This window comes from Pseudovibrio sp. Ad37, assembly GCF_001623075.1.
Lineage (GTDB): Bacteria > Pseudomonadota > Alphaproteobacteria > Rhizobiales > Stappiaceae > Pseudovibrio.
This window is the reverse complement of record NZ_LMCF01000096.1, coordinates 34,469-49,905: the sequence shown is the minus strand read 5'-3', so window position 1 is coordinate 49,905 and position 15,437 is coordinate 34,469. Positions and strand designations below refer to the sequence as shown.

Annotated in this window: 13 protein-coding genes; 10 read left to right on the top strand and 3 right to left on the bottom strand. The window is 49.8% G+C overall.

Annotation, left to right across the window (positions count from 1 at the left end):
• Positions 1 to 211: 211 nt before the first annotated feature.
• The 7 genes from gyrA to tgt all read left to right on the top strand — a co-directional run bounded on the left by gyrA (position 212) and on the right by tgt (position 8,013).
• Positions 212 to 2,935, top strand: coding sequence for a DNA gyrase subunit A (gene gyrA, locus PsAD37_RS15605; protein WP_370446599.1), 2,724 nt, complete (start codon positions 212 to 214; stop codon positions 2,933 to 2,935).
• A gap of 119 nt (positions 2,936 to 3,054) precedes the next feature.
• Positions 3,055 to 3,609 (top strand): DUF4274 domain-containing protein, encoded by a 555-nt coding sequence (locus PsAD37_RS15600; RefSeq protein WP_063296939.1) that lies wholly within the window; start codon positions 3,055 to 3,057, stop codon positions 3,607 to 3,609.
• Between the two features lie 140 nt (positions 3,610 to 3,749).
• Positions 3,750 to 4,253, top strand: a complete 504-nt coding sequence (gene coaD / locus PsAD37_RS15595) for a pantetheine-phosphate adenylyltransferase (RefSeq protein ID WP_063296938.1) — start codon at positions 3,750 to 3,752, stop codon at positions 4,251 to 4,253.
• 199 nt (positions 4,254 to 4,452) lie between these two features.
• Complete coding sequence (locus tag PsAD37_RS15590) at positions 4,453 to 4,959, top strand: peptidylprolyl isomerase (protein ID WP_063288896.1); 507 nt, start codon at positions 4,453 to 4,455, stop codon at positions 4,957 to 4,959.
• A 55-nt stretch (positions 4,960 to 5,014) separates the two neighbouring features.
• A complete protein-coding gene (locus PsAD37_RS15585; protein ID WP_093521872.1) occupies positions 5,015 to 5,476 on the top strand; it encodes a peptidylprolyl isomerase in 462 nt (153 codons plus the stop codon).
• A 273-nt stretch (positions 5,477 to 5,749) separates the two neighbouring features.
• The gene (queA, locus tag PsAD37_RS15580) at positions 5,750 to 6,835 is read left to right on the top strand and encodes a tRNA preQ1(34) S-adenosylmethionine ribosyltransferase-isomerase QueA (protein ID WP_063296937.1); all 1,086 of its coding nucleotides are present in this window, start codon (positions 5,750 to 5,752) and stop codon (positions 6,833 to 6,835) included.
• On the top strand, positions 6,832 to 8,013 hold the full coding sequence (gene tgt, locus PsAD37_RS15575) for a tRNA guanosine(34) transglycosylase Tgt (protein WP_063296936.1): 1,182 nt from the start codon (positions 6,832 to 6,834) through the stop codon (positions 8,011 to 8,013). The genes queA and tgt overlap by 4 nt, the downstream gene beginning before the upstream one ends.
• Positions 8,014 to 8,068: 55 nt before the next feature.
• Here tgt and PsAD37_RS15570 read toward each other — a convergent pair whose 3' ends face one another.
• The 3 genes from PsAD37_RS15570 to galU are packed head-to-tail and all read right to left on the bottom strand — an operon-like array spanning position 8,069 to position 11,289.
• On the bottom strand, positions 8,069 to 9,355 hold the full coding sequence (locus PsAD37_RS15570) for a nucleotide sugar dehydrogenase (protein ID WP_063296935.1): 1,287 nt from the start codon (positions 9,353 to 9,355) through the stop codon (positions 8,069 to 8,071).
• Between the two features lie 21 nt (positions 9,356 to 9,376).
• Positions 9,377 to 10,387: an NAD-dependent epimerase gene (locus PsAD37_RS15565; RefSeq protein ID WP_063296934.1), complete on the bottom strand. Its 1,011-nt coding sequence runs from the start codon at positions 10,385 to 10,387 to the stop codon at positions 9,377 to 9,379.
• A 17-nt stretch (positions 10,388 to 10,404) separates the two neighbouring features.
• Positions 10,405 to 11,289 carry a UTP--glucose-1-phosphate uridylyltransferase GalU gene (gene galU, locus PsAD37_RS15560; RefSeq protein ID WP_063296933.1) on the bottom strand — a complete coding sequence of 295 codons (885 nt, stop codon included), beginning with the start codon at positions 11,287 to 11,289 and terminating at the stop codon, positions 10,405 to 10,407.
• A gap of 261 nt (positions 11,290 to 11,550) precedes the next feature.
• Between galU and cysQ the strand changes: the two genes are divergently transcribed.
• From cysQ to cysN, 3 genes are all read left to right on the top strand, one after another.
• On the top strand, positions 11,551 to 12,360 hold the full coding sequence (cysQ, locus tag PsAD37_RS15555) for a 3'(2'),5'-bisphosphate nucleotidase CysQ (RefSeq protein ID WP_063296932.1): 810 nt from the start codon (positions 11,551 to 11,553) through the stop codon (positions 12,358 to 12,360).
• Between the two features lie 71 nt (positions 12,361 to 12,431).
• Positions 12,432 to 13,340, top strand: a complete 909-nt coding sequence (cysD, locus tag PsAD37_RS15550; RefSeq protein WP_057466276.1) for a sulfate adenylyltransferase subunit CysD — start codon at positions 12,432 to 12,434, stop codon at positions 13,338 to 13,340.
• Positions 13,341 to 15,266, top strand: coding sequence for a sulfate adenylyltransferase subunit CysN (cysN, locus tag PsAD37_RS15545; protein ID WP_063296931.1), 1,926 nt, complete (start codon positions 13,341 to 13,343; stop codon positions 15,264 to 15,266). It abuts the gene before it with no gap.
• Positions 15,267 to 15,437: the final 171 nt, after the last annotated feature.

Here is a 15,437-nt window from a genome sequence, read left to right as displayed (position 1 = left end):
TAACCAGTGGTCGATGAGGCCGTGGGGTAAGGTAGTTGTTATTAGGTGTCTTTTCAGGGCTTGTGGCGTTTGGTTCTGCGGTTTGAATCGGCTATAAAGGCTAGGAATTCTGACTTAAAATTGATGAGAATAATCCTTGGCAGATCAGGACTTAAGTACACCACCAGGTGGCCTACCTAGCGACATTCGGCCCGTCTCTATCACAGATGAAATGAAGCGCAGCTATCTCGATTACGCAATGAGCGTGATTGTGAGCCGTGCGCTTCCCGATGTTCGTGATGGTTTGAAGCCGGTTCACCGCCGTATTCTGTATTCTATGCATGAAAACGGATATGAGTGGAACAAGCCCTATCGTAAATCCGCCCGCGTCGTTGGTGACGTTATGGGTAAATATCACCCACATGGTGATAGTGCGATTTATGATGCTCTTGTTCGTATGGCGCAGAATTTTTCCATGCGCCTGCCACTCATTAATGGGCAGGGCAACTTTGGCTCGGTTGATGGTGACCGTGCTGCAGCGATGCGTTACACAGAGTGTCGCCTCGAAAAAGTTGCTCAGACACAGCTTTCCGATATCGACAAAGATACGGTGAACTTCAATGAGAACTACGATGGCTCCGAGACGGAACCTGAAGTTCTCCCAGCACGCTATCCGAACCTACTGGTAAACGGTGCTGGCGGTATTGCTGTTGGTATGGCGACCAATATTCCGCCGCATAACATGGGTGAAGTGATTGATGGCACGATCGCAATGATCGAGCGCCCTGAAATCACTCTGCCAGAGCTGATGGAGATTATCCCGGGTCCGGACTTCCCGACCGGTGGTATTATTCTTGGCCGTGCTGGCATCAAATCAGCTTATGAGACCGGACGTGGTTCCGTTCTTATGCGCAGCCGGGTTGAGACGGAAGAAATTCGCTCAGGCCGTATGGCATTGATTGTCACTGAAATCCCTTATCAGGTGAACAAATCCTCTATGATCGAAAAGATCGCAGAGCTTGTTCGTGAAAAGCGGATTGAGGGCATCTCTGATATTCGCGACGAATCAGATCGTCGTGGCATGCGCGTTGTTATTGAGCTGAAGCGTGATGCGGTTCCTGATGTTATCCTGAACCAGCTCTATCGTTATTCTCAGCTTCAACAGAGCTTTGGCTGTAACGTGGTGGCCTTGAATGGTGGCCGTCCTGAGCAGCTTGCTCTGCAGGATATGCTGAAAGCGTTCATTGCTTTCCGTGAAGAGGTTATTGGTCGCCGGACCCGGTTCCTTCTGAACAAAGCGCGTGATCGTGCTCATGTTCTCGTAGGTTTGGCTGTTGCGACTGCCAACATTGATGATGTTATTCATCTTATTCGCACAGCACCTGATCCTGCGACTGCGCGCCGTCAGCTGATGGAGCGTAACTGGCCAGCGAAAGACATCGAGCCGCTGATCCAGCTGATTGATGATCCACGCTACGCTATTCAGGAAGATGGTACGTTCAAACTTTCTGAAGATCAGGCTCGCGCCATTCTGGATCTGCGCTTGCAGCGTCTGACTGCTCTGGGCCGTGACGAGATTGGCGATGAACTCGACAAGCTTGCAACGGAGATCAAGGATTATCTTGATATTCTGCGTAGCCGTGAGCGTATTCTTCAGATCGTTCGTACCGAACTTGAAGAAGTGCGTGATGAGTTTGCGACACCGCGCCGGACAGAAATTACCGATGGTGGTGGAGATCTGGATGATGAAGATCTGATCCAGCGTGAAGATATGGTCGTGACCGTATCTCATACCGGCTACATCAAACGCGTTCCTCTGGACACCTATCGTGCGCAGCGTCGTGGCGGTAAGGGCCGGTCTGGCATGCGGACGAAAGACGAAGATTTTGTAACCCGTCTGTTCGTTGCCAATACGCATACGCCAGTTCTGTTCTTCTCGTCTCGCGGTATTGCCTACAAGATGAAAGTCTGGCGTTTGCCGCTGGCGAGCCCGCAAGCACGCGGGAATGCGTTGGTCAACATGCTGCCACTTGAGCAGGGTGAGCGCATCACCTCTATTCTGCCGCTTCCTGAAAATGAGGAAACATGGGCAGAGCTGGACGTGATGTTTGCGACCAAGCGTGGAACTATCCGCCGGAACAAGCTTTCAGACTTCGCTCAGATCAACAAAAACGGCAAGATCGCCATGAAGTTGGAAGAGGGCGATGGCATCGTCAACGTTATGACTTCGACGGAAGACGATGATGTTCTGCTGACGACCTCATCGGGTATGTGTATTCGCTTCCCGGCAACAGATGTTCGTGTATTCTCTGGCCGAAACTCCGTTGGTGTTCGTGGGATCAACCTTGCTGAGAGTGATCACGTCATCTCCATGACGATCCTTGATCACTTCGAGTGCGATTCCGAAGAGCGGACGGCTTATCTGAAGCTTTCCCGTGCTATGCGCGGTGAGGAAGCAGAAGATAATGTGTCCTTCGAGGACGCGGGCATCTCCGAAGAACGCTTTAAAGAGATGGACGAGAGTGAAGAAGTCATTCTTACTGTTTCTGAAAAGGGTTATGGCAAGCGCACCAGCTCGTACGAGTACCGCACTACCGGTCGCGGCGGTAAGGGGATCGCGGCGATGACGGTGAATGATCGTAATGGCCGCCTGGTTGCGTCTTTCCGTAGTGAGGACAGCGACGAGATTATGCTGGTGACCGATGGTGGTCAGCTGATCCGTTGCCCTGTCAATGGCATTCGCATTGCAGGCCGTTCGACACAGGGTGTGACCGTGTTCAATACCTCTGCTGAAGAGCAAGTTGTTGCAGTGGAGCGCATTAGCGAAGCTGATGATGACGAGAATGTTGAAGCTGAAGACGCTGTTGAGGTTGGTACAGACACCGGAGGGGCAGACGCAGAGAGCGCTGCTCCGACACCTGAGGGTGACGGTGGTGAAGCGTCCAGCACTGAGTAAGTGATGTAGATTCTAGAAAAAGGCGGGGCATGTGCTCCGCCTTTTTCGTAAGTTAACTAGAGATTTTGTATTTAGAACGACAGACGAAGTCAGCTTGACTGGCTTTGGGAAGGACTTCAATGGATCACTATGATGTATTATGTAAATGGTGGGCGGACCCAGACGTTCTCATCATACCAGCTAATGAAACAGATCAGATTATTGAGTGGCTCGGGCATCAAACTCCTGACACTTGGCACCAGGTTGTAATGAACTGGAATTGGGATGCTGGTAATGAGGTCTTGTCATGGATTTTGGCTCAGGATAACTGTGACAAAGGTACAGCTGCTTATATTTTCTTGGTTGAAGGGGTCGGACATTGGCTCTGGGGTGCACTTGTTGATGCAGATAAGGCGCATGATACAAAACATATTTGCCGAATAGCTTTAGACAATTGGCACCGCTATATGACTGGTGAACTTAAGCATAAGTACGATGATGACATACCTGATCAGCTCATTGAGATGTTGAGGGAAAAGGGCGATGAACATCAGCTTGCGGATACTCCATTAAAAGAGATTATGCATTACGAGGGCACGCGTGGCGCCGTGTCGGAATACGCATCCGAAGATGGCAAAATCGTTATTGCTCCGGATTACTGGATGAAGACCAAAAGCCTCGAAATTACTTCATAATAAACCAGGCAAAAATACTATAAGAAATCGGATTAAACTTGAAAATCAACATTTTTCCCGTTTCAATCGCGCTAGCGCCTGAAAGGTAAGTGTCATTTATGATGCTTATGGGGAGAGGCATTTGTGACGCGAGAGATTATATGAAGCGCATTGCACTTTATCCGGGGTCTTTTGATCCTATGACACACGGCCATCTGGACATTCTGGAGCAATCATTGGTTTTGGCTGATGAGGTGATTGTAGCTATTGGCATTCAGGCTTCCAAGGCTCCGTTGTTTTCCTTTGAAGAACGTGTGGAGTTGATCCGCCTTGCTTGTGAAGAGCAGTTTGGTGCAGAAAATGCTGCTCGTATTCGTACAGTCTCCTTTACTGGGCTGGTCGTGGATGCAGCGCGAGAGCATGGCTCTAATATTCTGGTGCGCGGACTTCGAGACTCGACTGATCTCAATTATGAAATGCAGATGGCTGGAATGAATGGGGCGATGGCACCTGACATCAAGACCGTATTTTTTCCAAGCTCACCAGTGATGCGCCCCATTACGGCTACACTGGTGCGCCAGATTGCAAAGATGGGGGGAGATTACAGTTCGTTTGTCCCCAAGTGTGTTGAGGCTGCGCTTAAAAAGCGCTTTGAGATTGCTTAAAAACAACGCAACAGAAAAGACTGCCTATTTGATAGGGTTAGACTTTTTTAGCGCGTCGCGTTTATGTGCAATCACATAACACCCGCTAAATTTTGTTTTGTGTGCGTATCTCTTTTCGAAAGCCAATTGGGAATTTGGGAGGTACGCCTTAGCTAAGACAAGGACAGAAATCTTGCTACGTATCCTGACAGCATGTGCGATGGTTGTAGGCGCATTTATGATGCCATTCACCGCCAGCGCGAAAGATCTTGAAAACACGATTTATCTGGACCTGAAAGACGGACGCGTTGAAATTGCGCTGCGTCCTGATCTTGCACCTGAGCATGTGAAGCGTATTAAACAGCTTACACGTGAAGGCTTTTATGATGGCATCGTATTCCATCGTGTGATTGATGGCTTCATGGCGCAGACTGGCGACCCAACCGGCACAGGCATGGGCGGCTCTGAAATGCCTGACCTGAAAGCTGAGTTCTCCAAGGCTCCGTTCAAGCGCGGTACTCTTGGCATGGCGCGGTCCCGCAGCCCGAACAGTGCGAACTCTCAGTTCTTTATCATGTTCAATGATGGGTCTTGGCTTGATGGTCAGTACACCGTATTTGGTGACGTGGTTTCCGGAATGGACGCTGTAGACAAGATCAAACGCGGCGAACCTGTTCGTAACCCTGATAAGATCATCAAAATGCAGGTTGCGGCAGACGCCAAGTAGAGGCTATGTCTGCACTCAGACTTATTCTAAGATAAAGGACAGTCCCGTGGCTGATATCAAAGATCCAGAAAACACACTGCTGCTGGAAACCACTCAGGGCAACGTTGTTATTGAACTGCGTCCTGACCTGGCACCTAACCACGTTGCTCGTATTAAAGAGCTCGCACGTGAAGGCTTTTACGACGGCATCGTGTTCCACCGTGTGATTGACGGCTTCATGGCTCAGACCGGCTGCCCTCAGGGCACAGGTACTGGCGGCTCCGGCAAAAAGCTGAAAGCTGAGTTCAACGATGCGAAACACGTTCGCGGCACATGCTCCATGGCTCGTTCTATGGATCCGAACTCCGGCGACAGCCAGTTCTTCATCTGCTTCGGCGATGCATCCTGGCTCGACGGTCAGTACACCGCATGGGGCCAGGTTGTTGAAGGTATGGACAACGTTGACAAGATCAAACGTGGTGAACCTGTTTCCAACCCAGATAAGATCGTATCTTTGAAGGTTGCTGCGGACGCTTAATAGCGAACGCACTGCGAATTATAAAAGGCTCGGCATTTTGCCGGGCCTTTTTGTTAGGGCTATGCAAATGGACGCAGCGCTCTTCTAAACAGGTTGACCTAAATCGCATCAACGGGTATCTCCCTCTGGCTTCAATCGTTTGACTGCGGGACAGGTGACAGCAAGGCCTGCAGAATACAAACGGATTTGGCAATAATTCCAATAAGACAGCACGGAGATGGCGACCACATACTGTGCGGCGCTGATTTGCTGTTTTGTAAAACTGGATACCCTATGCTGGTTGATGATTTTGATTTTGATCTGCCGCCGGAAAACATTGCGCTCCGCCCGGCAGTTCCGCGTGATAGTTCACGGATGTTGGTGGTGCGCCCTGATGGTGAGCAACTGCTGACAGATGATCAGGTGCTGTCTCTGCCTGATCTTTTAGAGCCGGGTGATGCGCTCGTCTTTAATGATACAAAAGTTATTCCGGCACAGCTGCTTGGCTTCCGCTCGCGTGATGGCCTGACGACAAAAGTTGGTGTGACATTGCACCAGCGTGCCAGTGCGAAGGAATGGCGTGCCTTTGTTCGTCCAGCTAAGAAACTGAAAGTTGGCGATACTGTTCGTTTTGCTTTTGATGAGGAAAGTAAAGATACTGCAGAGCTTTCTGCTGTTGTGACTGAGAAGTCCGAAGCAGGCGATATTCTGTTTGAGTTTGACCGTTCTGCCGGTGAGCTGGATGCTGCGATTGCACAGGTGGGGCACATTCCGCTGCCGCCATACATCGCAGCTAAGCGGGCTGAAGACGATCAGGATCGCAAAGACTATCAAACCATCTACGCAAAATATGAAGGTGCTGTTGCTGCACCCACTGCTGGCTTGCATTTTACGGACCAGCTGTTTGCTGCCCTTGAAGAGCGCGGTGTTGAGAAACACTTCGTGACGCTTCATGTGGGCGCTGGCACGTTTTTGCCAGTTAAAGCCGACAAGACTGAAGACCATAAAATGCACTTTGAGTATGGCGAGATCAGCGGTGAGACAGCTGCAGCGCTCAACGCTGTTCGTGCCCGTGGCAACAAGATTGTTTCTGTTGGTACAACTTCACTGCGCATTCTTGAGAGCTCAGTTTCTGAGGACGGCGTGATTAACCCGATTTCTCAGAGCACCGACATTTTCATTACGCCGGGCTATCAGTTCAAAGCCATTGATGCGCTGATGACCAACTTCCATTTACCGCGCTCAACGCTGTTTATGCTTGTGAGTGCGCTGAGTGGTATGGACGAAATGCGCGCTGCTTATGAGCATGCGATCAACACTGGCTACCGTTTTTATAGTTATGGAGACAGCTCGCTGCTGTTCAAGAAGGCTACCAAATGACCAAAACATCTCGTGAAACACAGCAAGGCACCAAGCCGTTTTCCTTCAAGCTGCTGAAAACAGATGGCATGGCGCGCCGCGGTGAAATTACAACGCCGCACGGCAAAGTTCGTACGCCTGCGTTTATGCCGGTTGGTACACAGGCGACTGTAAAGGCTATGTATCCGCAGCAAGTGCGTGATCTGGGGGCGGATGTTGTTCTTGGTAACACGTACCATCTGATGCTGCGACCGACTGCAGAACGGATTGCCAAGCTTGGCGGCTTGCACAAGTTTATGGGATGGGACCATACCATTTTGACGGACTCCGGCGGATTTCAGGTGATGTCTCTGTCTGGTCTTCGCAAGATGACTGAAGAAGGTGTGACCTTCTCGTCTCACCATGATGGGTCTAAGCACTTCATGAGCCCGGAGCGTTCTGTTGAAATTCAGGGCCTGCTTGGTTCTGATATCCAGATGCAGCTTGATGAGTGTATTGCGCTTCCTGCTGAGCGCGATGAAGTTGAACGTGCGATGCAATTGTCTCTGCGTTGGGCTGAACGCTCCCGTGCTCAGTTTGAGAAAATGGGTGGTCCAGAAAAGGGGCAAGGTCTTTACGGTATCGTTCAGGGCGGTGATGTCCCTGATCTACGTGTTGAATCTGCTCAGCGTCTCGGTGAGCTTCCGATGGAAGGTTATTCCGTTGGTGGTCTGGCCGTAGGTGAGCCTCAAGCCGTTATGCTGAAGATGTTGGAAATTACAACACCAGCGATGCCAAAGGATAAGCCACGATACCTGATGGGTGTTGGTACACCAGAAGATATTCTGGAAAGTGTCGCGCGTGGTATTGATCAGTTTGACTGTGTGATGCCAACCCGTGCTGGCCGCCATGGCTTGGCTTACACGCGTTTTGGTAAGATGAACCTAAAGAATGCCCGTCATTCTGAAGACCCGCGCCCATTGGATGAGCAATCCAATTGTGAAGCAACCTCCAAATACTCCCGCGCTTATCTGCATCATCTGGTGCGCGTGAATGAAGGTCTGGCGGCAATGCTGTTGACCTGGAACAACCTCGCTTACTACCAGTACCTGATGCAGGGCATCCGTGATGCGATTGATGAAGGTCGGTTTGAGGAATTCCGCCAGCAGACCAAAGAAGACTGGGCGCATGGCGATATTGAGCCTTATGTTTGGTCATAAGCTTTAGCGAACATGAAACTATGAAGGCTTGGGTGTGAGAATGCCCAAGCCTTTTCTATAAGCGCCATAGAAGCACATGTTCTGGTGTCTTCTCCCTTTCCAAAAGACCGTGAAGATCAGCCACAAAGACTTTTTCTGCACTTAAGTACCGTTCCATCACATGCCAAGGTTCTTCGTTTTCGAAGAAAGCATGATGGGGGACTGCCAGAATAACCGCATCACAGTCACCTGGCGGAGTTTCCTGGTAGAGCTCAACGCCAAAGTGTTCCTTCGTGTGTTCCGGATCGGCTAAAGGATCAACAGCGAAGATGTGGGCTCCGAAACGCTCCAATTCTCTAATCAAGTCGATTACTTTAGAATTTCGCGTATCGGGCACGTCTGCCTTGTATGTGATGCCCAATATAGCAATACGAGGCGGCATGGGGCGTGCAAGCTTTACGCAGCCTTGAATAACCTCTGTTGCAATGAACCTGCTCATACTTTCATTGGTGCCTCGTCCTGCAAGGATGACCTGCGGAGAAAAACCAAGCTGATGTGCTTTATCTGTCAGGTAGTAAGGGTCAACGCCGATGCAGTGACCGCCGACCAAACCGGGATGAAATGGCAGGAAGTTCCATTTGGTTGAAGCGCCTTCCAGAACATCGCGTGTATCGATGTCCATTGCATGAAATAGCATGGAGAGCTCATTCATGAGGGCTATGTTCAAATCACGCTGTGTATTCTCAATGACCTTGGCCGCCTCTGCGACTTTGATGGATGAGGCTTTGTAAACACCTGCTTTGACGATCTTTCCATAAAGCTCCGCCAGTGTTTCAAGTGCATCCTCTGAACTGGCTGAAACAATTTTGAGCAGGTTGGAAAGTGTGTGCTTTTTATCGCCGGGATTGATCCGCTCGGGTGAATATCCGATCTGGAAATCTTTTTGAAACCGCAGGCCGGATTCTCGTTGTAGCAAAGGGATCGCAATCTCTTCGGTTGCACCAGGATAAACTGTGGACTCGAAAACAACGATGTCGTTGGGCTTCATAAAGGCACCAACGATTTTTGAGGCCTTCTTGATCGGGCCGAGATCAGGGCGTTTGGAGATATTTATTGGGGTAGGGACTGCCACTATGTGGATCCGCGCCTGTCTGATATCAGGCGCGGAATACGTGAGCGTCAGTTTTTTGGAAGAAAGAGCCGTCTTGCTGACAGATGCAGTTCTATCATTTCCCTCGAGAAGCTCTTGGACCCGGTGACGATCTATATCGTAACCAATGGTTTTGATACCTGCATGCGCCAGCGCGCAAGCAACGGGCAAGCCTACATAGCCAAGCCCGACAACTGAGACGATTTCTTCCATAAAATGGCACCTTGGGACATCCTACACATTGTAGTAATCCCGATACCATTTGACGAAGTTTGCAACCCCTGCCTTTACGGAGGTTTGGGGTTTGAAGCCGGTTGTCTCAATCAGATCCGTAACATCAGCGAAGGTGGCTGCAACGTCTCCGGGCTGGAATGGTAAGAACTCTTTCTTTGCGGACATGCCCAGCGCGTCTTCGATAGCGGCAAGATAGTCCATTAGCTGAACCGGATCGCTGTTGCCGATGTTGAAGACTTGATAAGGAGCGCTGGAGGTCGCCGGATCAGCTGCTTTGCCATCCCAATCATCCGTTCGTTTTGGGGGGAGGTTGGAAATCCGTACAATACCTTCCACAATATCGTCCACGTATGTGAAGTCGCGGATCATGTTGCCGTGGTTAAACAGAGGGACAGGTTTCCCCTCCAATATGGCTTTGGTGAATTTGAACAGAGCCATGTCCGGGCGTCCCCAAGGACCGTACACGGTAAAGAACCGTAGGCCTGTGCAAGGGATGTCAAAGAGGTGGGCATAGGAATGGGCCATGGCCTCGTTGGCTTTTTTGGTCGCAGCATAAAATGAAACCGGATGATTGCCACCGCGATGTGTCGACAACGGCATCGTTTCATCGAGCCCGTAGACAGAGCTCGTGGAGGCATAGACCAGATGCCTTACATCATGCGCGCGAGCACCTTCCAATATCGATAAAAAGCCAGTGACGTTTGCATCGACGTAAGACTGAGGACTTTCCAGCGAGTAGCGTACGCCTGCCTGAGCTGCTAGATGAATGACCTTTGAGGGTGCATGTTGCTTGAAGATGCGCATGACAGCTTCGGTATCTTCAAGCCTGACCCGTTCCTCTGTGAAATGGTTAGAGGATGTGAGGCGTTTCAGTCGCTCTTCCTTCAGCGTCACATCATAGTAGTCTGTGACACAATCCAAGCCGATGACATGATAGCCATCTTGTAACAGACGGAGGGCTACAGCGTTGCCAATAAAGCCGGCAGTACCTGTTACAAGTACTTTTTCCATTTCACGTTTCCCGATACTCAGCTGGTTTTTACAAGAAGCTTGTCAAGCATTGGGCGTAGCTGAGCAGCCAGCTCCGAATCATCCAATGCATACGCGACATTTGCCGACAAGAACCCGGAGCGAGAACCACAGTCGTAGGTTTCTCCACGGAATTCGACGCCGTGGAAGTCCTGCTGGCCCATCAATGTGAGCATTGCATCGGTGAGCTGGATTTCACCACCAGCACCGGTGCTCTGTTTTTCGAGAAGCCCAAAAATCTCTGGCTGCAGGATATAACGGCCATTGATGTAGAGGTTCGATGGTGCAGTCCCTTCTGCTGGCTTTTCAATCATGCCAGTAATGGAGAACGTGTCATCAGCGCGAGGAGCATCCCGCTCGACAATGCCGTATTTGTGTGTCTGATCCCACGGCACTTCCTCAACTGAGATGATGTTGCCGCCATGGTTCTCATAGGCTTCTACCATTTGCGACAGGCAACCTTTTGGTGCTTTCATCAGCATGTCTGGCAGCAAAATAGCGAAGGGTTCATCGCCGATGATGTCGCGCGCGCACCAGATCGCATGCCCTAGGCCGAGAGGTTCCTGCTGACGGGTGAAACTGGTTGTACCTGCGGAAGGGCGGATTTTTTCAAGAAGTTCCAATGCATGGTCTTTGTTTCTGCGGCGCAGAGTTTCTTCCAGCTCGTAAGCAATGTCGAAGTGATCTTCGATCACCTGTTTGTTTCTGCCTGTTACAAATACGATGTGCTCAATCCCGGCAGCGCGAGCTTCATCAACCACGTATTGGATGATAGGCCGATCCAGAATGGTCAGCATTTCTTTTGGTACGGCTTTTGTTGCAGGAAGGAAGCGGGTGCCCAGACCTGCAACCGGGAGAACAGCTTTTCGTATCGCACGTGTCATATATTTGAATTCCTTAGGTCAAGGAGATCGAAACAGTCATTTTCTTAGCACTTATCTGCAGCGAATTAGGCTCGTTAATGGTACCAAATGAATTTGTCCTAGGACATAATGCTTCGATTGCCCGAAATTTGAATTACTCATTCTTTAGAGATGTTCATTCGCAGTCAATTATCGCGAAATTGTGAAGCTCTCTTGTTTCTCCAGAACATGCTGCTTTAAAAGTTACTCCGAGATGAACAGAAAGCTATCAAGGATGTAATTGTGATTGAAGGTTTTAAGCTTGCGGCGCTGGAAGCCGGGCAACGAATTCTGGGGATTTATGAGGACGGCTTTCAGTCGGAGACAAAAGGAGACGGTTCTCCTGTCACAATTGCGGATCAGCAGGCTGAAGAGATTATCCTCAACCACCTGTCTGTTCTTTGCCCTGATGTACCTGTGATTGCTGAAGAGGCAATGGCCGCTGGAATTATGCCAGAAATCGGTTCCCGCTTTATTCTCGTAGACCCTCTGGATGGGACGCGAGAGTTCATCAGCCGGAATGGCGAGTTCACAGTCAATATCGCTTTGATCGAAAACGGAACTCCCACCAAAGGCGTTATCTTTGCCCCTGTGGTCGGTGAGCTGTTCTGGGGAAATGTCGGACAGGGCGCTTATCGAGCGGAAGTCAAAGGGCTTGAGCTGGGAGAGGCTGTTGAAATGAGCTGTTCTGCCTTTGCTGAAGAGCTGCGGGTTCTTGCTAGCCGATCGCATCGTAGTGAACGGACCAATGCGATGTTGGAGAAATTGGAGAATTCGTCGATTGTTGCTGCTGGGTCGTCTTTGAAATTTTGCCGCTTAGCAGAAGGTAAAGCCGATTTTTATCCGCGTATGGAGCCTACGATGGAGTGGGACACAGCTGCTGGACAGGCAATTCTGTGTGCAGCTGGGGGAAGCGTTATAGTGGAAGGCGGAGAGCCACTTGAATATGGCAAGCTGGAAACGCCTCAAGGCAAGCCTTTCGCAAATCCTTGCTTCCTTGCGGTCGCAGACGAAAAAATTATTTCCCATTATGGCTTAAGGTCGGGTTGGTAAGCTTCGGCGCATCAATGCTCAACCGTTAAACTCTGGATCAAGACTTAACGACACGTCCTTTGGAGACCGTGATGGGCATTGATAGCCAGTCGCATTTGCGACGACTAGAAAACGAGAGCATTCATATTATTCGCGAGGTAGCGGCAGAGTTTGACAACCCTGTGATGCTTTACTCCATTGGTAAAGACAGCGCGGTGATGCTGCACCTTGCTCTTAAAGCCTTCTATCCTTCCAAGCCTCCATTTCCTCTACTGCACGTGGACACCACGTGGAAGTTTCAGGAGATGATCACTTTCCGTGATTACACGGTAGATAAGTATGGACTGGATCTGATCGTTCACACGAACGAAGAGGGCGTCAAAAACAACATCAATCCATTTGATCACGGCAGTTCCAATTATACGCACATCATGAAAACGGAAGCGCTGAAAGAAGCGCTTACGCAATACAAGTTTGATGCAGCTTTCGGTGGTGCGCGGCGTGATGAAGAAAAATCGCGCGCAAAAGAACGCGTTTTTTCGTTCCGTTCTGCGAGCCATGGTTGGGATCCTAAGAACCAGCGCCCGGAACTGTGGTCACTTTATAACGGTCGGATTGCCAAAGGTGAATCTATTCGCGCATTCCCGCTCTCCAATTGGACTGAGCTGGACATCTGGCAGTACATTCTGGCTGAAGGCATCGAAATTGTACCTCTCTACTTCTCTGCCAAGCGACCCGTGGTTGAGCGGGATGGCACTTTGTTGATGTTAGATGATGATCGCTTTCGTCTGGAACCAGGTGAGAAAGTTGAGCAACGGGATGTTCGTTTCAGAACTCTTGGATGTTATCCGCTGACTGGAGCTGTGGAATCCACTGCTGACACTCTTGAAGATATTGTGAGTGAGATGCTCATTGCGCGCACATCTGAGCGCAGTGGTCGCCTGATTGATCATGACAGCTCCGGCTCAATGGAAAAGAAGAAGCGTGAGGGGTATTTCTAAATGAACAAGATCGCGCCAGTGGCAGAAGCATTTGATCTGTCCACCTATATCAACTCACAAGAGTCCAAAAGTTTCCTGCGGTTTTTGACTTGCGGCAGTGTCGATGATGGAAAGTCCACGCTTATTGGTCGCTTACTCTACGACACCAAGCTGATTTTTGAGGATCAGCTGGCAGCGCTTGAGAAAGATAGCCGCAAGCACGGAACTGTTGCAGACGAAATTGATCTTGCACTGCTCGTGGATGGCCTTGAGGCTGAGCGGGAACAGGGGATCACAATTGATGTTGCTTACCGCTTTTTCTCGACTGAAAAACGGAAGTTTATTGTTGCTGATACACCTGGGCATGAACAGTATACGCGGAACATGGCGACTGGGGCGTCAACGGCAGATCTTGCAATTTTGTTGGTTGATGCGCGCAATGGACTGCTAACGCAGACACGTCGCCATGCGTTTATTGCGTCTTTGTTGGGCGTGCGTCATGTGGTTCTGGCGGTCAACAAGATTGACCTTGTTGACTATGACCAAAAGCGGTTTGAAGAAATCAAGGCGGATTTTGAGAGCTTTTCATCTGGTTTTGATTTTGACAGTAGCGAAGTCATTCCGCTTTCAGCGCGTTTTGGTGACAATGTAACCACCAGTAGCGAGAAACTTAGTTGGTTTACCGGTCCGACTTTGCTTGAACACCTTGAAAATGTTGAACTTGGTGAAGAGCACAGTGAAGCAGCGTTCCGTTTTCCAGTTCAGTGGGTGAACCGTCCAAATCTGGACTTTCGCGGATATAGCGGCACTGTTCGTGGCGGATCTGTTATTGTGGGTGATGAAGTCGTCGTTGCCCAGTCTGGCAAAACCAGTTGCGTTGAGAAGATTGTCACCATGGATGGTGATCAGGTGCGAGCTGATGATGGTCAGTCGGTTACTCTGACATTGGCTGATGAGATCGATATTTCTCGTGGCGATGTTCTGGCGCCGGCGCACTCACGACCTGATGTAAGTGACCAGTTTGCCGCTCATCTGATTTGGATGTCTGAAAATGCAATGCTGCCGGGGCGGCCTTATCTTTTGAAGTGTGGCACTAAAACGATCGGGGCAAGTGTTACTGAGATCAAACACAAGGTAGATGTGAACACGTTTGATCATCATGCGGCAAAGCAGCTGGCTCTTAATGAAATCGCATTTTGTAATTTGGCGCTTTCTGAAGCAATTGCGTTTGATCCATATGAAGCAAACCGGGATACTGGCAGCTTTATTCTCATCGACAGAATGACGAATGAGACTGTTGCTGCTGGTCTGATCTGGTTTGGACTGCGACGGGCGACTAACGTTCATCGCCAAGCCCTGGATGTGAACAAGAAAGCGCGTGGTGGTCTTAAAGGGCAGAAGCCTGCAGTTCTCTGGTTTACAGGGCTTTCAGGTTCCGGGAAGTCGACCATCGCGAATGCGGTGGAACAGAAGCTTTTGAGCCTTGGACGGCATACCTATCTGCTTGATGGCGATAATGTTCGTCATGGTCTGAATAAAGATCTTGGATTTACCGATGCTGATCGCGTTGAAAACATCCGCCGAGTTGCTGAGACATCGAGACTCTTTGTGGACGCAGGGTTGATCACACTGGTTTCCTTTATCTCGCCATTTAAGGCTGAACGTCAGCTTGCTCGTGATTTGCTGGATACGGATGAGTTCTTTGAAATCTTTGTCGACACAACTCTAGAAGAGTGTGAAACACGTGATCCTAAGGGACTTTATGCCAAGGCTCGGAAAGGTGAGATTTCCAACTTTACCGGGATAGATAGCGATTATGAAGTACCTGAGGCTCCGGAACTGCATCTGAAAACTGCAGGGCGCACTGTTGAGGCTCTGGCTGATGAGATCGTCGATCGTCTGCTTAAAGATGGCTATATTGGCTCGGACAATACTTGGGTCATTTAAAGCACCAGTAAGTATTTGGAATTTGAAGCCGGGGACGAGAGTTCCCGGCTTTTCAGTTTCAAGTGAGCGTTTTATCAGGCATGGTTTATGCCAATCTTTCCGAATTGCTCTGAGGTTTTTTAACCAAGGCATGACCTCGTAATTTTTCGCAGGGTCGATATCAGGTAGTTT

Coding starts and splice junctions, on each gene's coding strand:
- gyrA (WP_370446599.1), top strand. CDS start 212: ATGAAGCGCAGCTATCTCGATTACGCAATGAGCGTGATTGTGAGCCGT.
- PsAD37_RS15600 (WP_063296939.1), top strand. CDS start 3,055: ATGGATCACTATGATGTATTATGTAAATGGTGGGCGGACCCAGACGTT.
- coaD (WP_063296938.1), top strand. CDS start 3,750: ATGAAGCGCATTGCACTTTATCCGGGGTCTTTTGATCCTATGACACAC.
- PsAD37_RS15590 (WP_063288896.1), top strand. CDS start 4,453: ATGGTTGTAGGCGCATTTATGATGCCATTCACCGCCAGCGCGAAAGAT.
- queA (WP_063296937.1), top strand. CDS start 5,750: ATGCTGGTTGATGATTTTGATTTTGATCTGCCGCCGGAAAACATTGCG.
- tgt (WP_063296936.1), top strand. CDS start 6,832: ATGACCAAAACATCTCGTGAAACACAGCAAGGCACCAAGCCGTTTTCC.
- PsAD37_RS15570 (WP_063296935.1), bottom strand. CDS start 9,355: ATGGAAGAAATCGTCTCAGTTGTCGGGCTTGGCTATGTAGGCTTGCCC.
- PsAD37_RS15565 (WP_063296934.1), bottom strand. CDS start 10,387: ATGGAAAAAGTACTTGTAACAGGTACTGCCGGCTTTATTGGCAACGCT.
- galU (WP_063296933.1), bottom strand. CDS start 11,289: ATGACACGTGCGATACGAAAAGCTGTTCTCCCGGTTGCAGGTCTGGGC.
- cysD (WP_057466276.1), top strand. CDS start 12,432: ATGGGCATTGATAGCCAGTCGCATTTGCGACGACTAGAAAACGAGAGC.
- cysN (WP_063296931.1), top strand. CDS start 13,341: ATGAACAAGATCGCGCCAGTGGCAGAAGCATTTGATCTGTCCACCTAT.